This is a genomic window from Rhodoluna sp. (assembly GCF_044232805.1).
Taxonomy (GTDB): Bacteria; Actinomycetota; Actinomycetes; order Actinomycetales; family Microbacteriaceae; genus Rhodoluna.
The window spans coordinates 1-18,902 of sequence record NZ_JBIILG010000019.1; the positions used below are offsets into that span (position 1 = coordinate 1).

Annotated in this window: 23 protein-coding genes and 3 tRNA genes; 13 read left to right on the forward strand and 13 right to left on the reverse strand. The window is 48.6% G+C overall.

The window, feature by feature from the left end; translation table 11 throughout:
- From AC9UES_RS03940 to purD, 3 genes are all read right to left on the reverse strand, one after another.
- The coding region (locus AC9UES_RS03940; protein ID WP_509527020.1) for a phosphoribosylformylglycinamidine synthase subunit PurS at positions 1–119 on the reverse strand (119 nt) is incomplete at its 3' end.
- A 47-nt stretch (positions 120–166) separates the two neighbouring features.
- Positions 167–1,033, reverse strand: coding sequence for a phosphoribosylaminoimidazolesuccinocarboxamide synthase (locus tag AC9UES_RS03945; RefSeq protein ID WP_509526998.1), 867 nt, complete (start codon positions 1,031–1,033; stop codon positions 167–169).
- Between the two features lies 1 nt (position 1,034).
- Positions 1,035–2,258 (reverse strand): phosphoribosylamine--glycine ligase, encoded by a 1,224-nt coding sequence (gene purD / locus AC9UES_RS03950; protein WP_509526999.1) that lies wholly within the window; start codon positions 2,256–2,258, stop codon positions 1,035–1,037.
- Positions 2,259–2,316: 58 nt separating this feature from the next.
- On the opposite strand from purD, the gene AC9UES_RS03955 reads away from it, so the two are divergent.
- From AC9UES_RS03955 to purM, 4 genes are read left to right on the forward strand one after another with little or no spacing between them, the layout of a single operon-like run.
- A complete protein-coding gene (locus AC9UES_RS03955) occupies positions 2,317–2,676 on the forward strand; it encodes a sterol carrier family protein (protein WP_509527000.1) in 360 nt (119 codons plus the stop codon).
- Positions 2,673–2,933 (forward strand): hypothetical protein, encoded by a 261-nt coding sequence (locus AC9UES_RS03960; protein WP_509527001.1) that lies wholly within the window; start codon positions 2,673–2,675, stop codon positions 2,931–2,933. The genes AC9UES_RS03955 and AC9UES_RS03960 overlap by 4 nt, the downstream gene beginning before the upstream one ends.
- Positions 2,930–4,441: an amidophosphoribosyltransferase gene (purF, locus tag AC9UES_RS03965; protein ID WP_509527002.1), complete on the forward strand. Its 1,512-nt coding sequence runs from the start codon at positions 2,930–2,932 to the stop codon at positions 4,439–4,441. Before AC9UES_RS03960 ends, purF begins: the two co-directional genes overlap by 4 nt.
- On the forward strand, positions 4,434–5,528 hold the full coding sequence (gene purM, locus AC9UES_RS03970) for a phosphoribosylformylglycinamidine cyclo-ligase (RefSeq protein ID WP_509527003.1): 1,095 nt from the start codon (positions 4,434–4,436) through the stop codon (positions 5,526–5,528). Before purF ends, purM begins: the two co-directional genes overlap by 8 nt.
- Positions 5,529–5,531: 3 nt before the next feature.
- Here the strand turns inward: purM and AC9UES_RS03975 are convergent, their stop codons facing one another.
- The 9 genes from AC9UES_RS03975 to AC9UES_RS04015 form a co-directional block, all read right to left on the reverse strand.
- Positions 5,532–6,563 carry an ABC transporter ATP-binding protein gene (locus tag AC9UES_RS03975; protein ID WP_509527004.1) on the reverse strand — a complete coding sequence of 344 codons (1,032 nt, stop codon included), beginning with the start codon at positions 6,561–6,563 and terminating at the stop codon, positions 5,532–5,534.
- Positions 6,560–8,059, reverse strand: a complete 1,500-nt coding sequence (locus AC9UES_RS03980; protein ID WP_509527005.1) for an ABC transporter permease — start codon at positions 8,057–8,059, stop codon at positions 6,560–6,562. Before AC9UES_RS03980 ends, AC9UES_RS03975 begins: the two co-directional genes overlap by 4 nt.
- A 41-nt stretch (positions 8,060–8,100) precedes the next feature.
- Complete coding sequence (locus AC9UES_RS03985) at positions 8,101–9,105, reverse strand: iron ABC transporter substrate-binding protein (protein ID WP_509527006.1); 1,005 nt, start codon at positions 9,103–9,105, stop codon at positions 8,101–8,103.
- Positions 9,106–9,190: 85 nt separating this feature from the next.
- Positions 9,191–9,388, reverse strand: coding sequence for a DUF3073 domain-containing protein (locus AC9UES_RS03990; protein ID WP_509527007.1), 198 nt, complete (start codon positions 9,386–9,388; stop codon positions 9,191–9,193).
- 92 nt (positions 9,389–9,480) lie between these two features.
- Positions 9,481–9,816 (reverse strand): fluoride efflux transporter FluC, encoded by a 336-nt coding sequence (locus tag AC9UES_RS03995; RefSeq protein ID WP_509527008.1) that lies wholly within the window; start codon positions 9,814–9,816, stop codon positions 9,481–9,483.
- Complete coding sequence (locus AC9UES_RS04000) at positions 9,813–10,202, reverse strand: fluoride efflux transporter FluC (RefSeq protein WP_509527009.1); 390 nt, start codon at positions 10,200–10,202, stop codon at positions 9,813–9,815. Before AC9UES_RS04000 ends, AC9UES_RS03995 begins: the two co-directional genes overlap by 4 nt.
- Before the next feature lie 21 nt (positions 10,203–10,223).
- A tRNA-Phe gene (locus tag AC9UES_RS04005) sits at positions 10,224–10,299 on the reverse strand.
- 59 nt (positions 10,300–10,358) lie between these two features.
- Positions 10,359–10,432, reverse strand: a tRNA-Asp gene (locus AC9UES_RS04010).
- 24 nt (positions 10,433–10,456) lie between these two features.
- Positions 10,457–10,529: transfer RNA gene (locus tag AC9UES_RS04015), tRNA-Glu, on the reverse strand.
- Positions 10,530–10,680: 151 nt separating this feature from the next.
- Here AC9UES_RS04015 and AC9UES_RS04020 point away from each other — a divergent pair.
- A complete protein-coding gene (locus AC9UES_RS04020) occupies positions 10,681–11,895 on the forward strand; it encodes a C40 family peptidase (protein WP_509527010.1) in 1,215 nt (404 codons plus the stop codon).
- A 5-nt stretch (positions 11,896–11,900) separates the two neighbouring features.
- On the opposite strand, the gene ppa is transcribed toward AC9UES_RS04020, so the two are convergent.
- The gene (ppa, locus tag AC9UES_RS04025; protein WP_509527011.1) at positions 11,901–12,377 is read right to left on the reverse strand and encodes an inorganic diphosphatase; all 477 of its coding nucleotides are present in this window, start codon (positions 12,375–12,377) and stop codon (positions 11,901–11,903) included.
- A gap of 53 nt (positions 12,378–12,430) precedes the next feature.
- Between ppa and tilS the strand changes: the two genes are divergently transcribed.
- From tilS to AC9UES_RS04065, 8 genes are read left to right on the forward strand one after another with little or no spacing between them, the layout of a single operon-like run.
- Entirely contained in the window at positions 12,431–13,423 is a 993-nt protein-coding gene (tilS, locus tag AC9UES_RS04030; RefSeq protein WP_509527012.1) for a tRNA lysidine(34) synthetase TilS, read from the forward strand.
- Positions 13,424–13,975, forward strand: coding sequence for a hypoxanthine phosphoribosyltransferase (hpt, locus tag AC9UES_RS04035; RefSeq protein WP_509527013.1), 552 nt, complete (start codon positions 13,424–13,426; stop codon positions 13,973–13,975). It begins immediately after the preceding gene.
- Positions 13,976–14,011: 36 nt separating this feature from the next.
- Complete coding sequence (gene ftsH / locus AC9UES_RS04040; protein WP_509527014.1) at positions 14,012–16,045, forward strand: ATP-dependent zinc metalloprotease FtsH; 2,034 nt, start codon at positions 14,012–14,014, stop codon at positions 16,043–16,045.
- On the forward strand, positions 16,046–16,600 hold the full coding sequence (gene folE / locus AC9UES_RS04045) for a GTP cyclohydrolase I FolE (protein WP_509527015.1): 555 nt from the start codon (positions 16,046–16,048) through the stop codon (positions 16,598–16,600).
- Positions 16,597–17,460 (forward strand): dihydropteroate synthase, encoded by an 864-nt coding sequence (gene folP / locus AC9UES_RS04050; protein ID WP_509527016.1) that lies wholly within the window; start codon positions 16,597–16,599, stop codon positions 17,458–17,460. The genes folE and folP overlap by 4 nt, the downstream gene beginning before the upstream one ends.
- A 3-nt stretch (positions 17,461–17,463) precedes the next feature.
- The gene (folB, locus tag AC9UES_RS04055; protein ID WP_509527017.1) at positions 17,464–17,835 is read left to right on the forward strand and encodes a dihydroneopterin aldolase; all 372 of its coding nucleotides are present in this window, start codon (positions 17,464–17,466) and stop codon (positions 17,833–17,835) included.
- Positions 17,835–18,332, forward strand: coding sequence for a 2-amino-4-hydroxy-6-hydroxymethyldihydropteridine diphosphokinase (gene folK, locus AC9UES_RS04060; RefSeq protein WP_509527018.1), 498 nt, complete (start codon positions 17,835–17,837; stop codon positions 18,330–18,332). Before folB ends, folK begins: the two co-directional genes overlap by 1 nt.
- On the forward strand, positions 18,329–18,820 hold the full coding sequence (locus AC9UES_RS04065; RefSeq protein ID WP_509527019.1) for a DUF3180 domain-containing protein: 492 nt from the start codon (positions 18,329–18,331) through the stop codon (positions 18,818–18,820). The genes folK and AC9UES_RS04065 overlap by 4 nt, the downstream gene beginning before the upstream one ends.
- The last annotated feature ends 82 nt before the right edge of the window (positions 18,821–18,902 follow it).

Consider the following 18,902-nt stretch of genomic DNA (forward strand, 5'->3'; position numbering starts at 1 on the left):
CCGATGCGAACTGCCTTGATTGCCTTGTGACCGGAACGCTCTAGGGCCTTGGCTACGGCCTTACCCTGTGGATCTAGTAGGTCTTGCTTTGGCATCACCTGAACAACAATTTTCGGCAACTAGTGGCCCCCTATGGTGGCTAAAACAATCCGGGAATAGCTTGAGTTTACTGGTTCGCGTCCGTGAGCTTTTTACGCAACTCCGCATAGCGCGAACTTACCTTCTCAACTAGCTCCGGACTCAAAACAGTTGGCGGATTTGAGCCTTCGGGATCCCAAATCTGAAGCAGCCAGTTTCGAACAATCTGCTTATCAAAGCTTTCAACAGTGTTGCCTTGCTCGTAGGCTTCCTTATCCCAATACCTACTGGAGTCAGGGGTTAGAACCTCATCGGCAAGAACGAGCTCATGACCCTTTGGGTCTCTACCAAACTCGAACTTGGTATCTGCAAGGACTAAACCAGCCTGCAAGGCAATCTTGCTTGCCTGCTTGAAAATCTCAATTGAAGTTGAACGCAATTTATTGGCTACCTCTTCACCAACAAGCTCAACTACCTTGGCAAAGTCAATGTTTTGATCGTGTTCTCCTAGCTCGGCTTTGAAAGCTGGAGTGAAGATTGGCTCTGCTAACTTATCGCCATCTTTGAGACCTGAGGGTAGCTTGATGCCACAGATTTCTCCGGTCGCTAGATATTCTTTGTATCCAGAGCCCGCGATGTAACCGCGCACCACGCATTCAACCGGATACATTTCAAGCTTTTTAGCTACCGTTGCCCGATGCGCAACTTCAATTGGAGCAGGAACATTCTGCACTAGATGATTTGGAACATTCAGTTTTTCAAACCAAAAATTAGTTATTGCAGTTAGGTTCTCACCTTTTTCAGGAATTGCTGGAGACAATATATTGTCAAATGCACTGATGCGATCAGAGGCGACAATCAAGACCAAATCAGATTGCGAAGGATCTTCTGATTCGTATAGATCTCTTATCTTGCCGCTGTAGAAATGTTTCCAACCAGGAAGTCTCTCTGCCAATTTACTGCGCTACCTTAGCTGCGATATCGGTGCGGTAGTGAGAACCATCGAGAGTTATCTTCGATAGGGCTTTATAGGCTCGCTTGCGTGCTTTCTTGAAATTCTTTCCAGTTGCAACTACCGACAGCACTCGTCCAACATCTGATCCGAAGCAAACCTCAACACCTGATACTCTCTGCGCTTTTTTGATGCCTTTTACCTCGCGAACCGGTGCCTGGCTTGCGGGGTAGCCCTCGCTAGCCAATACAACGGTTACTGCAACATCCTGGGTGAACTGCGCATCTGATGCATTTTCAAGATGACCGGTTGCGGCCTTGTATAGCAAAGCCTCTAGCGGAGTGATCAGCCTTTGCAACACAACCTGAGTCTCTGGATCGCCAAATCTGGCGTTGAATTCAATCACTCTGATTCCTCTATCGGTAACGATCAAACCGCAATACAAAAGTCCAACGAATGGTGCACCTAATCTGGTGAGCTCGTTGATTGTTGGCAGTGCAACAGCGTCTTCAACTTCTTGGATGAAGTTGTCAGATAGCCACGGCAGGGGACTGTATGCGCCCATGCCTCCGGTGTTTGGACCTTCATCGTTATCAAAGGCTCTCTTGAAATCTTGGGCTGGTGTTAGCGGCATGACGGATTTTCCATCGGAAAGAAAGAACAAGCTAACTTCTTGACCAGCAAGAAACTCTTCGACCAAAATTCCCATGTGCATATACTCCGAAGCGTGACCTAAGGCAGCTTTTGAATCTTCGGTAACGATTACACCTTTACCGGCAGCTAAGCCATCGGCTTTGATCACGTAGGGAGCACCAAAATCCTCCATAGCTTGCTCAACTTCTTCTATTGTTTTGCACTGTCTTGCCATGCCGGTAGGCACTCCAGCAGCTGACATGATTTGCTTTGCAAAAGATTTGCTTCCTTCAAGCTGGGCGGCAACTTGGCTTGGACCAAATACAGCAACGCCTTGTGATCTCAAAGAGTCAGAGACACCGGCAACAAGGGGAGCTTCAGGTCCGATGATGGCAAGTTCAATTCCGTGCTCAAGAGCTAGTTTGTCGACAGCGAGGCGGTCAGTGATATCAATGTTTGGCTCGCACTCAACTTCTTCAGCGATGCCTTTGTTGCCAGGGGCGACCAGAATATCTTTTGGGCTGGTTCCGGTTCTGATTAGGGCTTTCACAATCGCGTGCTCTCTAGCACCCTGACCCAAAATCAGTATCTTCATCTTCCTTAGTTTAGTTAGCTTGAACAAAGTCACTTTTGGGAGTTTGTAGGCTGTAGCTGTGCTTCGAAGAAAGATTTCCGCCTCGGATGGCCAAGCTGCTATCCAAAGCTTTCAGGCAGGATCGGCAACCAGTCAAGAACTAGCAACCGCGGTGAGGTTCTTGCTCGAAGAGCTTGGAACCAGACACCCGGGCGCTGCAGTTGAGGTTCGGGTCCCACCCCTTGGAGCAATTCAGTGCGTGGCTGGACCATCTCATACCCGAGGCACTCCATCTAATGTTGTTGAGCTTGGCCCAGAGGCATGGCTTGCCCTTGCCCTTGGAACCTCGAGCTTTGACGAACTAATCGGGCAAGGAAAATTGACCGCCTCTGGCAATAGGTCAGACCTAACTGATTTGTTCCCTATATTTAAAGTGTGAGCCAAACCCCCATCGTTTCAAATGCAGAGGTAAACATACGGCGCGCTCCAAAGTATTTACATTTTGCTTTGACCGGTTTTGTGCTCGGAATATTTGTAGCTCTGGTTCTGGGTATTAGCTCACCAGCAATCGTTGGACTACTTATTGTCTTTGGTGGCATTGCAGGTGGCGGAACTGGAATCATTCTCGCCCTGGTGCTCGATGCCATTTATAGATCTCGTGGCAAGAAACTTATGGCAACGAAAGTGAACGAGTGATTCGCGGCGACGGCAGATTAAATCACGATCTGCTTCCAGGTGAAAAAGGTCCGCAGGATCAGTGTGGAGTTTTCGGGGTTTGGGCTCCAGGCGAAGAAGTTTCTAAGCTGACCTATTTTGGTCTTTACGCTTTGCAGCACCGCGGACAAGAGTCCGCGGGTATCGCAACTTCAAATGGAAAAAAGCTTCTGGTCTACAAAGACATGGGACTTGTCTCCCAGGTTTTTTCTGAATCAGCACTTGAATCCCTGGTGGGTCACGTAGCAATTGGTCACACCAGATACTCAACAACTGGATCTTCATCTTGGCGAAACGCGCAACCCACGCTTGGCAAAACAGCCTCTGGAACTGTCGCACTTGGGCACAACGGAAACCTAACCAACACCTCCGAGCTGCTAGAAATTTTGCGAGCAAATTACCCTGAGCAATCCGATAATGAAATCACCGGCGGTAACACCACCGACACCGCTGTGTTGACCGCTTTGCTTGCAGGTAATCCCGACAACTCACTCGAGAACACAGCTATGGAATTACTACCCAAAGTAAAGGGAGCATTCTCACTGGTGTTCATGGATGAGCAGACACTCTATGCAGCCAGAGACCCGCAGGGAGTAAGACCTTTGGTTCTTGGAAGATTAGAGCGCGGTTGGGTTGTTGCATCAGAAACTGCAGCGCTAGATATCGTAGGTGCTTCGTTTGTTCGCGAAGTTGAGCCTGGTGAACTGATCGCAATTGACGAAAACGGTTTAAGAGCGAAGCAATTCGCCGCCCCAAAAAGAGCAGGTTGTGTTTTTGAGTATGTCTACCTTGCTAGACCAGACACGTCTATAAATGGCAGAAATGTCTATGACGCCAGAGTTGAGATGGGTAGAACGCTGGCCAGAGAATATCCAGTGGAAGCAGATCTAGTTATTCCAACTCCTGAATCTGGAACACCTGCGGCGATTGGCTTTAGTCAAGAATCTGGAATTCCATATGGTCACGGACTAGTAAAAAACGCTTACGTGGGGCGAACTTTTATTGAACCGAGCCAAACCATTAGGCAACTTGGAATTCGGCTGAAGCTAAACCCACTTAGGGAAGTTATCAAAGGCAAAAGAATCATCGTCGTTGACGATTCCATTGTTAGAGGAAATACCCAGCGTGCACTGGTTCAGATGCTTCGTGAAGCAGGAGCCAAAGAGATTCACGTTCGAATTTCCTCACCTCCGATAACTTGGCCATGTTTCTACGGCGTTGATTTTGCAACACGTGCAGAACTTATCGCTACTGGCCTTGCTCCCGATGAAGTTCGGATGTCCATTGGCGCTGACAGTCTCGGTTACTTATCTAAAGATGGAATGGTTCAAGCCTCCAACCAAAAAGAAAGCGAGCTTTGCACCGCTTGCTTTACCGGAACCTATCCAATTGAACTTCCAACCGCTGATCGATTGGGAAAAAACCTTCTCGAAAAAGGTGTTGCCACCATTCACCAAGAAGGATCACTAAAAAAGGTCTCTAATGACTAACCCTTATGCAGGCAGTGGTGTCGATACCGAAGCCGGCGACCTGGCAGTTTCACTGATGAAAAAAGCTGTTAGCGCAACACATAACAAGAACGTCTTTGGATCCCTTGGTGGTTTTGCAGGGGCGATGGATGTTTCTTTTTTGAAGAACTACCAGCAGCCAATCCTTGCGACCTCAACTGACGGTGTTGGAACCAAGGTTGCTATCGCCCAGGCAATAGACAAGCACGACACCATTGGGCAAGACCTGGTTGGCATGGTCGTTGACGACATCGTGGTGATGGGCGCAAAGTCATTGTTTATGACTGACTACATTGCTTGCGGCAAGCTAGTCCCGAGTCGGATTGCCGAAATTGTGACAGGCATCGCAAAGGCATGCGGGGAACTCGATGTTGCACTGCTTGGTGGAGAAACCGCCGAACACCCAGGTTTACTTGGTGAAAATGAGTATGACGTTGCCGGTGCTGCAGTTGGCGCTGTTGAAGCAGCCAAGGTTCTTGGTCCTGAGAAGGTAAGAGTCGGCGATGTAGTTTTGGGACTTGCTTCTTCTGGATTGCATTCCAATGGCTACTCTTTGGTTCGCAAGATTGTAGAAGATAGCAAATTGGATTACAACCAATCCGTATCTGAGTTTGGATCCAGATCCCTTGGAGAAGTTTTACTTGAGCCAACAATGCTTTACACGGGAGTTCTGAACCAACTACTCGAGTCGGAGTTGGGTGATTCTGTTCACGCCCTAAGCCATATCACAGGCGGCGGAATCGCAGCAAATCTTTCGAGAGTGTTACCAGTTGGTGTCTCACTTGAAATCTCCAGAGCCAGTTGGTCACCACAGGATGTGTTCAAAGTGCTTGCCGAGTGGGGCGCTTACCAACTTGAATCACTCGAAGGAACCTGGAATCTAGGTTTAGGTTTCGCGGCTGTTGTTGACTCATCCGCGGCAAGTGCAATTTCAGCAAGGCTCAATCAACTTGGCGTCAAGACTTGGCTATTGGGTGTTTTAGAGAAATCAACTGACGTGTCAGGATTTGTTACTTCCGCCAAGGGAGTTGAAGGCGGAGCAGTTCGCCTAAGTGGAAGCTATTCGTAAACCTCAAGCCTCCGGGTAGAAGTTAACGGCTCCTCTAACCCAGACGGTTACTTTCATTCCAATTTCCGGTGCGAATGGTCCTGAAGACCTGGCGCGAATTAGTTGCTTTGGAGTCTGAACATCGACAACTGCATCGTGACCAAAAAACTGTCTTCCAACTACCGTGGAGTCGCCGTTTAGATCTGGCTGCAAATAGAAGTTTTCCGGGCGAATGGCAACTTTTCCGTGGCTACCTTCAGCAGATGAATTAAGCGGAGTCAGGTTTCCTAGAGAAGTAACGACTTTGCCACCTTCGATTACTCCAGCGACAATCACCGAATCCCCCAAAAATGTTGCGACCCCTAGATCGACCGGTGAAGAATAAATCTCCCTCGGGTTTCCAATTTGAGCAAAATTTCCATCACGAAGCAGTGCAACTCGATCAGCAATCGAAAGCGCTTCTTCTTGATCGTGAGTTACCAAAATGGTTGTGGAACCAGTTTTATCCAGCACCTCACGAACATCATCGCGAATGCGACCTCTTAGTTCTGCATCAAGTGCTGAGAAAGGCTCGTCTAACAGAATGAGTTCAGGCTCTGGAGCTAGTGCCCGCGCGAGTGCAACGCGGTGCTTTTGACCACCAGATAGCGATGAGCTATCTGAAAATTCAAAAGCACTCATTTGTACCAAATCAAGCAAGGTTCTAACCCTTGAAGCTTTTGCTTCTTTAGACAAACCCTTGAGACCGAATGCGATGTTTTCAAAAACGTTTAAGTGTGGGAATAGCGCTGCGTCTTGAGGAACGTAACCGACCTTGCGAGCTTGGGCCGCAACGAAGATTCCTTCAGCGGCAACTTTGTTGCCTGCAATTGAAATCTCACCGGTATCCGGTGTATCAAAGCCTGCGATCAATCGAAGCAAGGTGGTCTTACCGGATCCAGAGGAGCCCAAGACAGACACAAATTCTTTAGGGGCAATCTCGATTGAAAGATTTTGAAGGACTGGTTGTGGGCCGAATGCCTTAGTTAGGTTAGAAATCTTTAGAGTTGAGCTCACTGGTAACGCTCCATCTCCACAGGTTCAAGATCTTTTCTGATGGCTCGATTAAGAAGCCAAGCTGGAAAGCCAGCCAGCACTACCAAAAGTAATGCATAAGGTGCCGCAGCGGAAAAGGCAGCGACCGAAGTCTCTGTCCAGAGCCTGGTTGCAAGTGTTTCCATGCCTGTTGGACGAAGCAACAAAGTGGCGGGAAGCTCTTTCAGAACCGTCAAGATCACAAGCGTTGTAGCAGCAAAAATGCCAGGACCGGCAATTGGCAACACAACTTTACGAAGTGTCTGCATGGTGGATAAACCAAGCGACGAAGAAACCTCGTCTAGTGCCTTAGGGGACTGACGAATTGGTGTTGAAACCGCTGCTAATGCATTTGGCAAGAACAAAGCTAAGTAAGCAATCAGAACCAACAAAGTGGTTTGGTATACCCATGGAACTACTTGGTTGGAGAAAAACACTAGCGCCAATGCAACAACAATTCCAGGGGTAGCGTGCGTGAGCCAAACTGATCGTTCCAAAACAACGCTGAACTTTCTGCGATGCCTGATGGTTAAGACAGAAATTGCCAGGGCTGCGAAAGTAGTAAGCACACCTCCAGAAACCGCTAAGCCGACTGAGTTTGCAAGTGCACCAAGAACCACTACCCAATCAACAGAACCAAAGCCTTCGATGCTCCAACTAAGCAAGCTGCCAAGAGGAACTAGCAAACTAACTGTTGCAAGTCCAAGCAAAATTAGAACCATCGGAGCTTTCCAACGCCCAAGTTCAACTAAACCTAACCTGCCGGCGATTTTTCCAGTGGCAAATTTTTGCCCCCTTGCCTTGGACTCAAAGTAAAGAACCAAGACAGTTACTAAAACCAAAACAAGCGCTAACGCAGCGGCCTGGTTTCGATCAAAACTTGCTCGGTAGGCGTTATAGATTGCCCTGGTAAAAGTGTCGTAACGCACGATGCTTACTGCACCAAAATCACTCAACACGTAAAGGGCAGATAGCAGTCCACCAGATACCGCAGCGGTTCTAATGTTTGGCCAGGTGACTTTTCTAAACACTTGAAGCTTTGTTGCCCCTAGGGATTGTGCGACTTCTTCGGTTCCAGCATCAAATCGAACCAGGGCAGCAGAAACCGCCAGATAAACCAGTGGAGCAGTTCCAACAGTTAGTAGCAACCAGGCCGCAAAGAATCCGCTAAAGCCTGGGATCACTGCGATCCACGCGTAGGCAGCAACATAAGAAGGTATGGCAAGAGGTAGCGCTGCGAGAACTGAGAAAACTTTTCTGCCTGGCAGGTTGGAGCGAACTGCGACCCAAGCCTGCATTGAACCAAGGGCCACCGCCGAAACCGATACAGCAATAGCTAGCGCTAGCGAATTGATAATTAGCTCAAGAGTTCTTGTCTGAAAAATCAACTCTGCGATCTCGCTAATTCCAATAGTTGCCACTCGAACCAGCAGGTAAATCAGCGGGATTAGAGAGATAAGCACGGCCGATACTGCCACTAGCAAAATTGCTAGCGGTGTTCTCGACCTAATGGCTTCTATCAGAGCAGTCCGGCCTTTCGAATTAGCTCAAGTGTTTCGGCCAGAGAATCAAGATCGGATAGGTCAATTTTTGGCGCCTTAATCTCTCCGAAGGGTTTCAAACCAGCAACTTCTGGAACTCCGGTTAGTGAGTACTCTCTAGTTCTTTCAACAAAGTAGTTTTGGGCAGTGTCGCCAAGTAGCCACTTCACAAAAACGTTGGCGCTTGGATTGTCGGAAAGAACAGCAGCTCCTGCAACATTGATTAGGTTTCCAGCATCTTGATCTTCAAACCAAACAAGTTCAGATTTCATGTTGCCGGCACCAATTTCGTTCTCTAATTCGAACCAGTAGTAGTGGTTGATAAGACCTGCGTCAACAACTCCGTCTTCAACTGCCTGCAAGATCAAACCATTTTTTTCAAACAAGACGGCATTTACTTTCATAGCCGCCAAGAAATCTTGTGCTGCTTGTTCCCCATCTATTACCCGCACAGCGGAAATAAAAGCCTGGAAAGATGCATTGGTTGGAGCAATTCCAATTCGACCTTTCCAAATTGGATCCATAAGGTCCTTATAAGAAGTAGGAAGCTCGATTACTTTTTCTGGGTTTACAACAAGAACTCGTGCTCGACCTGATACTCCAACCCATTGAGAGTCTTTTGATTTATAAGAAGCATCCACTAGGTCAGTGATGTCGGTCGGAAGAGATTTCGTTAGACCCTCTTTTGCGAGCGCACCGAGTGCTCCAGCGTCTTGGGAGAAGAAGACATCTGCTTGAACATTCGAGCCCTCTTCAAGGATCTGGGCTGCTAATTCGGCTGAGTCTCCGTATCGAACGTTTACCTCTATACCGGTCTCTTCGGTAAAGGTGCTAAGTAGCTCGGTAATCAATGTTTCGCTTCGACCGGAGTAGATGGTAATTGAATCTTCAGAATTAGTTGTTGACGCTGCGCAGCCACTTAGGGCAATTATTGGGGCCAGCGCGAGCGCGGCTAGGAAGTAACTATTTTTCTTCTTATTCAATTGGTACTTCTTTCAGTTTCGGATCGAATATCATTTCGACCGTCTGGTTTGCCTAGAGGCAGCTGCTTCCAGGGCTTATTGGGTCTTAAGAGTTTTTGGTTGACTCTTCTTCGCCCTCTTCTTCGTCGTAGAGCTCCGCCCACTTGTCTTCGTAATCAGGCTCAGCCGAGCCTGCTGGTGCAGTGAGTTCTTTTTCCAGCGCGCTGTAGTCAGTAGAAGGGCTGAAGTATTTCAGCTCGCGAGCTACTTTGGTGTGTTTTGCTTTTTGACGGCCACGCCCCATGGCGAGACCCCCTTTTTGTCTTGGCCACGCCGATTAAGGCGCAGAATCGATGAAATCTGGTCCAAGTTTAGCATCCAGGCCCCCTGTTTGGTCTAGAGCAATATTGTCGCTGTGAAGAAGCTCACAGCTGGAATCAACAGATTCAAAACAATATTCAGTGAGGCTAAAGCCAATTGCTTCTTGGTAATCAGGTTGTGGGTTTGAGCTGCAAAAGTAGAAAAGGTTGAAAGCCCTCCTGCTAGACCAATAATTATCCAGGCAGATTCAATTGATCCAGCAACTGCCAACCCAGCGATAAATGACCCAATTGAGTTAGCAAGCAGGATCCCCCAAGGGAGCTGGCCGGACCAAGTGCTTAGCCAATATCTAGCAACCGCTCCAAAGCCTCCGGCTATGGCCACCAAAACAAAACTTGTCGCAAGCGTCATTTGGTTCTCCCGCCTGCAACGATCAAACCCAAACGGTAAGCGGCAACACCTATTACTAGTTGCAAAAAGACAAGGATCCAATAAACATACCCAGCAGCTGATAACCCAAGATCAGCACCCGCAGTGATTACTGCCAGGCCGCTCATTGTTGTGAAGCCGCCTAAGAAGCCAACCCCCCAAAAGGCCTGCTCCGCTGGCCCGGAAAAGTATTTATGAACACTGACATAACCCAACAGGGCAGCGCCCAAAAGATTGACGATGCTGGTGAGGATTATTTGCCCCTGAGGCAAATTGCCAAGCAGGATTTCGATTGTGTAGCGAAGGGAGGTACCCAATGCCCCGCCAGCAAAAACTAGCGGGAGCAATTGTTTCGAAACCATGGGCATGGGGTAGATGCTACCCGCACATGGTGGCTCCGACCGGCGTCGATCCGGTGACCTAACGATTTTCAGTCGTTCGCTCTACCAACTGAGCTACAGAGCCTTGGGTGGTCAAGCCACCCCCATTCAATAAAAGCCCTCAAAAGAGGGCTTCTAAAGAAGCGACCCTGACCGGACTTGAACCGGCGACCTTCGCCGTGACAGGGCGACGCGCTAACCAACTGCGCTACAGGGCCTCGTTGCTACGAGCCAAAGGATTGTGACCCCAACGGGATTCGAACCCGTGCTACCGCCGTGAAAGGGCAGCGTCCTAGGCCACTAAACGATGGGGCCTACAAAGCTTGGAACTTCATAGCACCAACACTAAACACTAGTCCCCAGATCCCTCGTTTAGCAAGCCCAATGGGCCTGGAACCCGCTAAAAATCGACACCCACAGCAATCCCTCAGGTAATACCTCAAGGTTTCGTGTTAGCTTGAAAAATATGTCTACGAGACGCAAATCTTTTATTGCCGTAATCGCGAGCCTAGGTCTAGTTCTTGGAGCTGCACTTAGCGGTCCCGCTTTCGCAAACCCAAACTATCCTTCGGCTGCTGAGGTTGCCGCAGCCAAGGCCAACGTCACCAGCAAGCAAAATATGATCGTCCGAATTGAGAAATTAATTGCGGATTTGGAAGACCAACTAGAGCCGCTAAACCGCGAAGCCAGCATTAAATCTGAAATCTACAACGTCGCTAAAGAAGAAGTAGCGGTGGTTACCAGGAAAGTAGAGGTCCTGCGGCTACAGGCCGAAGACGCGCTCGCCGAAGCTGAACAAGCTACCGAACAGCTTGGCCAAATCGCATCGCAGATGTTCCGCGGTGGGGCGGGAGGAACCTCTCTAAATCTTTTCTTGAATTCTGACGTTGCAGATGACCTTTTATATCAACTTGGCGCTCAGGAAAAGCTAGCCCAGCAGACAGAAGTGATTTACCAAAAGTCCCTGGAAAGACAACGCTTGGCAAAATCGATAACTGACGAACTTGCCGCAGCAGAAGCTGAGCTTGCAGCCATTGCCGCAATCGCGGAAGCGGCATTTGCGGAGGCTCAAGCAGCCGCCGATGCGGTTACAGCAAAACTTGAAGAAAACCAGCGTCAGAATGCCATTTTCTATTCGCAGCTGGCAAGCCTTCGTAACACTGCCTCTGATCTAGAAAGACAACGAGCTGAAGGTCTTGCCTGGGAGCGCAGACAAGCACAAGGTAGCGGATTGCCGCCTGCTCCGGAGCTTTACTCGGTTGGAGCACCCAATCCAGAAAAGGTTGCGCAGGCAATTGCGTTCGCTAAAGCTCAACTGGGTAAGCCATATCGACTCGGTGCCACCGGACCAAACTCCTGGGACTGTTCCAGCTTGACCTTGAAATCCTACGCAGCAGCGGGAATAAGCATTGGTTGGCATTCGGCTTCGCGCCAATTTATGACAGCTGCAGATCGCCGTCAATTAGTTCCACTGAGTCAACTTCAGGCTGGAGATTTAATATTCTGGTCAACAAGCCGAGACTATTGGAATAGATCAGTCTTGAATAAATATCACATCGGAATGTATCTGGGCAATGACCTGTTCATTGAAGCCCCGAACCCGTCCGCACCAGTAAGAATTAGAAACTTGAGTGGTCGAACCGGAGAACTAGTTCCGTATGCAGCAAGGCCATCAGCCTAAAGGTTTTAGTTCTTGTAGTTTGCCTGTGCTTCAGCGATGATTTTTTCCGCTTCAGCTTTGCCAGCCCACTTACCTAACTTGACCCACTTGCCTGGCTCTAGATCTTTGTAGTGAGCAAAAAAGTGTTCGATCTCATTCTTGGTTTGTTCAGGAACGTCTTTGATGTCTTGAATATGATCCCAGCGCTTATCGCCCGCAGGAACACACAAAACCTTCTCATCGATTCCGCCATCGTCTTCCATGGGCAAAACGCCAACTGGACGCGCCTTGATAACTACTCCTGGATAAACCGGAAACTCAAGTAGCACCAGAACATCTAGCGGGTCGCCATCGCCGCCCAGGGTCTTGTCGAAGTAGCCGTAGTCGGCTGGGTAAACAAATGGGGTGTAGAGCACGCGGTCCAGGTGCACGCGACCAGTTTTATGGTCTACTTCGTACTTGTTCCTAGAACCCCGAGGGATCTCGATTACGACTTCAAACATTGCTCTCCTCAATAGGCTTACCTAATAAAGATTATCTAATCAAAGGATTTATTGTGCCTCAACGCAAGCGGCTCAGCCCAGCACAGGGAGCAATCCGCCACGCAGTTCGCGAGGTCCTAGCTGCAAACACCAAACCAGGGCAAAAACTGCTTATTGCCGTGTCCGGAGGCGCAGACTCTTTGGCCCTAGCCTCAGCAACACTATTTGAATCAAAGAAACTGCAACTGCAAGTTGCGACCGTAACTATTGACCATGGCCTTCAAAAAGTATCCGCAAAAGTTACCGAGCAAACATTAGAAAAGCTTCACCAAATTGGCATTACCGAAGCCTGGAGTAAAAAGGTAAAGGTTGGAACCAAGGGTGGACCAGAAGCTGCCGCCAGAGATGCAAGATATGCAGCACTCGAAAGCATTCGCATTGAAAGCAAGTCAGATTTTATTGTTCTGGGTCACACCGCTAACGATCAAGCAGAGACGGTTTTGCTTGGGCTAACCAGGGGCTCTGGCTCTAGATCACTTTCGGGGATGAGCGTTAGAAGCGCGAAACTGCTTCGGCCACTACTTGCTATTGACAGAAAAACGACTGAACAGTTTTGCAAAGATGAAAAGATTTCACCTTGGCAAGATCCACAAAATAAGGACCTTGAGTTTCTAAGAGTAAGAATTCGACAAGTAGTTCTTCCTTTTCTCGAGAAACAACTTGGCAACGGGATTTTCAGTAACTTGATTCGAACCAGCAGCCAGCTGCAAGAAGATGATCAATACCTAAGCCAGGTAGCCGCCAAGGCTTTCAAGAAAATTGCCAAGCCTGGTTCACGCTCCTTGAGCCTCGCTCAACTGGAGCTACTGAAATTACCGGAGGCTATTCGCAACCGTGTTATTAAATCAGCGATTGATTATTTTGGAGTCGATTCATCCAGGACTCACGTTTTAGCCGTTGCCGATTTGGTTTTGAACTGGCATGGTCAAAAGCCCCTGGCGCTTCCAGGCGTTAGAGTAGAGCGTAAAGGCAAAACCATCACACTAAAAGCCACCCAGGAGAAGTAATTGGATCTCGAAGCAGTATCTTCTGAAATCGAAAAAGTTCTTGTTACAGAAGAGCAAATAAAAACTCGCGTCGCGGAACTAGCGAAAGAAATTGATACCCACTACGCCGGTAAAGATCTTTTACTTGTTGGGGTCCTAAAGGGTGCGGTGATGTTCATGGCTGATATCTCCAGAGCGCTGCAGACTCGGGTGCAGATGGATTGGATGGCGGTTTCTTCCTATGGATCAGGAACCACTTCTTCTGGCGTAGTTCGAATCTTGAAAGATTTAGACACCGACGTACTGGGTAAGAACGTTCTAATTGTTGAAGACATCGTTGATTCGGGCCTAACCCTTTCTTGGTTGGTCTCCAACTTGGAAGCTCGCGGCGCAGCTTCTGTGCAGGTAGTAACCCTGCTAAGAAAACCAGAGGCTGCCAAAGTAGAAGTAGATGTGCGCTGGGTTGGCTTTGAGATCCCTAATGAATTCGTGGTTGGTTACGGGCTGGACTGGAACGAGCGGTACCGCACCCTGCCTGGGGTAGCGGTTCTCTCACCGGCTGTCTATTCCTAGGAATCTGTCAGTCTGCCTGGGATAACCTAGGAGTCTATGAATCTCAAAAAAATCCTCTCAGGTCCGTTTGTCTGGATATTTCTAGCCATCCTAATTTTGGTAGTTGGAACCAGCCTCATAAACAATCAAACCTTCCAGCAGGTTGATACCAAGTATGGGCTTGAGCTAATCGAATCTGGCAAGGCCAAGTCCGTAAAAATCCTTGACGGCGATCAGAGAGTCGATGTTGAACTAATCAACCCCGACAAAGAGTTTGGTTCCCAGGTGCAATTCTTCTTCGTTGGCCCTAGAGGCGATCAAGTTGTTGAAGTAATCACTAATGCAACAATCGCAGATGGTTATAACGATGAAGTTCCAAACACCCCTTGGTACTTAGCACTGCTGGGTTCACTACTGCCATTTATCCTAATTGGTTTGATTTTCTGGTTCCTACTTTCCTCAATGCAAGGTGGCGGCGGAAAAGTAATGCAGTTTGGAAAATCGAAGGCAAAGATGGTGACCAAAGAATCTTCAACAGTCACCTTTAAAGATGTCGCAGGAATTGATGAGGCTCTCGAAGAGCTAGAAGAGATCCGAGACTTTTTGAAAAAGCCCGAGCGCTTCAAAGCTCTCGGAGCCAAGATTCCAAGAGGAGTTCTGCTCTATGGTCCTCCAGGAACCGGTAAGACATTGGTTGCTAAGGCAGTCGCCGGTGAAGCTGGAGTTCCCTTCTTCTCAATTTCTGGTTCTGACTTTGTTGAAATGTTCGTAGGTGTTGGAGCCTCCAGAGTTCGTGATCTTTTTGAGCAAGCCAAGCAGGCTTCCCCGGCCATAATCTTTGTTGACGAAATTGATGCCGTTGGTCGTCAGCGTGGTGCTGGTATTGGTGGCGGAAACGACGAGCGCGAGCAGACTCTGAACCAGTTGCTTGTTGAGATGGACGGTTTCGATTCGGACACCAACGTGATCTTGATAGCCGCTACCAACCGTCCAGATGTTCTAGATCCAGCACTGTTACGACCTGGACGATTTGATCGCCAGATTGGTGTTGGAGCACCAGATCTTGCAGGGCGTGAACAGATTCTTCGAGTACACGCTAAGAACAAGCCAATGGCCGAAGATGTTGACCTTGCCATAATTGCTCGCAGAACACCTGGCTTTACCGGAGCTGATTTAGCAAACGTTCTAAACGAAGCAGCGCTACTTTCTGCAAGAGAGAACCTAAAAACCGTAACTGCTGAAATTATTGACGAAGCAATTGATCGAGTAATCGGCGGACCACAAAAGAAGTCCCGCTTGATGAAAGACGAAGAAAGACTAAACACCGCGTACCACGAAGCAGGGCATGCATTAGTTGCCGCATCCATGAACAACTCGGACCCCGTGACCAAAGTTACCATTTTGCCTAGAGGCCGCGCTCTTGGATACACCATGGTCTTGCCAACGGAAGATCGTTACTCGGTAACGAGAAACCAGTTACTTGATCAGATTGCATACGCCCTTGGTGGCCGCGCTGCCGAGGAAATAGTTTTCCACGACCCAACCACGGGTGCATCGAATGACTTCGAGAAGGCCACAAAAATTGCTAGACAGATGGTTACCCTGTTTGGGTTCTCGTCTTCAGTTGGAACCGTTTCCTATGGAGGCGGTGGCGAAGTATTCATCGGTCGCGATATGGCACAAGCGCGTGAGTACTCAGACGAAGTAGCACACCAGATCGATCTAGAGATTCGCAAGATACTAGACACCGCTCACGATGAGGCCTACGAGGCATTGAATGCTAACCGCAAGGCTTTAGATGTCATGGCTAAAGAGTTGATGGAAAAAGAAACGCTGAATCAAGATGACATCGCAAGAATTTTCAAGGGCATCAAGAAATCCCCAAAGCGCAAGCCTTGGCTTTCTAAGGCCTCTAGGCCTGGATCCAAGAAGGGCCCAATCGCTATACCTTCTAAAGGCTCCACTACAGCCAAGGTTGCAGCAAAGAAAAAAGCTGATGCTAAAAACGCAAAGGACTCAGCGAAGGCCGCTTCCAAGAAGAAAACAAAAACCGCTGCCAAAAAAACCACACGGGTAGTTAAGAAAAAGTAATTGGTTGATATAGATCGCATTAAAAAGGCGGTGACCGAGCTACTCACTGCAATTGGCGAAGACCCCAACCGCTCGGAGCTAAAGGCTACGCCAGAAAAGTTCGCCGGTGCATACCAAGAGTTCTTCAAAGGTGTTGGAGTTGATCCACTCAAAGTTCTCGAAGACTCTTTTCCAGCAGAGCAAAACGATGTGGTAATTCTCAAAGACATCGAACTGGTTTCAATTTGCGAACACCATTTACTTCCCTTTACTGGAGTGGCGCACGTTGCCTACCTACCCAAAGACAGGGTCGTCGGTCTTGGGCGCATTCCTAAATTGGTTGAGGTTCTTGCCGCCAGACCACAGCTTCAAGAGAACCTAACTGCTCAAATAGCTGAAGCAATTCAGCAGGGATTAGATGCCGAAGGCGTTCTTGTCGTTATTGAAGCAAGACATCACTGCGTTGCCTCCAGGGGCGCTAGACAGCCAGAGGCAAATACCGTAACCGTGAAGGCTCTTGGTAAATACAGTCAGGCCGTTGACCGCCAAGAGATTATGGCCCTGATTTCCAAGTGAAGACGTTTTCAAGACCACTAATCATGGGTGTAGTAAACATCACCCCAGATTCCTTCTCCGATGGCGGAGACTTTCTAAGCGCGGATGACGCTCTAGCTCACGCCCTTGAACTTGTATCGCAAGGCGCAAACATTGTTGACCTGGGCGGAGAATCAACTAAGCCTGGTGCCCTAAGAGTCAAAATCGAAGAGGAACAAGCCAGGGTAATTCCCGTCATCAAATCTTTGATGTCCAACGAAAACTTTGTTTCAAGCGGTGCTCAAATCAGCATCGACACCATGAACAGTGAAACAGCAGTTTTAGCCGTGCAAGCTGGGGCGACGATTGTTAACGATGTTTCTGGCGGGTTAGCGGATGAAGAAATGTTTCGAGCTCTGCAACCTCTTAGTTGCAAGTTCATCATTAGTCACTGGCGAGGGTTCAGCGAAACTATGGACTCCCTGAACAATTACGAATCCGTTGCCGCCGATGTTGCCAAAGAGCTTCGGGCTAGAGTGAGCAAAGCTACTGATGCGGGTATCTCCAGGGACCGGTTGATCATAGATCCAGGTCTCGGGTTCGCAAAAGACATAACCCAAAACTGGCATCTGGTGGCAAGGCTTGATGAACTTGAAAAACTAGATCTACCAATTCTTGTTGGAGCATCAAGAAAGCGGTTTATTGCAGGAGCTCTAGAGCCCGATAGCCAGGGACAGGTCAGCAACCAGAGGCGAGATCTGGCTACAGCTGTGCTGACCGCGCTGCTGCTACAACGAAAGCTTTGGGGAGTTCGAGTCCACAATGTCTCGACCACCCTCGATGCAATTCAAGTGGTCGAAGCCCTCGCAGTTGCAAATGAAGATACCGGTGGGCAGAGTTAGTCCATGACCCAGAAAATTGAAATTAGAGGCCTGAGGATTTTTGGCCACCATGGTGTCATGGAGCTCGAAAGGCAAAACGGACAGTACTTCATTGTCGATGCCAAGATCTGGATTGACAGCGACAGAGCTGCTGCCACCGATGACATTTCCAACACCGTTAGCTACGCAGAAATTGCTCAACTTATTTCAAAAAACGTGGGCCAAAACCCAGTCAATCTTTTAGAAACACTTTCCCAGCGACTAGCCGATGAGGTTTTGTTTGCTGCTAGCCCATGGGCCAAAAAGGTAAAAGTCACAGTTTCTAAGCCTGATGCCCCGATAGATCTTTTCTTTGACACAGTTGCGGTGACAGCTAGCGCCAAGAAACCAGACTGATGTTTGGCTGGAAGATTGCGATTCTAGCGCTGGGTTCCAATCTTGGCGACCGGGGAGAAACCCTTCACTCTGCAATTGAGCAACTCGGAGCCCATCCAAAGATTCGTGTCTTGGAAAAATCTCCACTGGTTGAGTCAATTGCAGTAACCGAATCGGGTCTCGATGAATCAAAATCCAATTACCTAAATGGTGTTGTCAAGATTGCCACCAAGCTGAGCCCAAGAAAACTTCTCGCCACCACTTCAGAAATTGAACTTTCACACGGTCGCGTGCGCGAACGCCGTTGGGAATCAAGATCACTGGACATTGACATCATCACTTATGAAAACAAGAAGCAAGAATCAAAGAACCTAACCCTGCCACACCCAAGAGCTCACGAGCGAGCGTTCGTGTTAGTTCCTTGGTCTCTTATGGATAGTGAGGCGCAGCTGATTGGATTCGGAAAAGTTACCGAACTAGCAGAGCCAATCAAAAGCCAAGTCTGGTTGCAAAAATGAAGCCGACAAAACTAAGCCTGGTGTTAGTGGTTGTCTTTGGCGTCACAGTGCTTTCTTTTCTGGCCGTTCGCTTGCTTGTTGCAAACGGTATGGCTGTTCCGGCTTCGCCAACGAATCTTTTGGTCACCCTTGCTGCCATTGCGCTGATTCTCTTGGGGCTTTCTGTTCCCATCTGGCGATACAAAGCGTCTCTATCTCAATACACCAAAGGCCCTAGACCTAAACGAGTCGATCCTTTTTATGCAGTCAGAGTTCTTCTGCTTGCAAAGGCAAGTGCCATAACAGGGTCGGGCTTTGTGGGCTGGCATTTAGGCGCGATGATTGCCCAGCTGAGTTTGCCTGTTAGTTTTACTGCAGCACTAGTTCAAAATAGTTTTGGCTTGATTGCAAGCTTGGTACTAACCGTGGCTGCAATTGTGTCGGAACAAATATGTCGACTACCCGATGAGCCCAAAGACAATCAGACAGATCAGATGGTGAGCAATTGAAACAGGGAAGATTAAACATCGGCCTTGTGGGCGGCGATGTCATAGGAATTGCAATTGCAACAGCCTTGCAAGAAGCAGGACA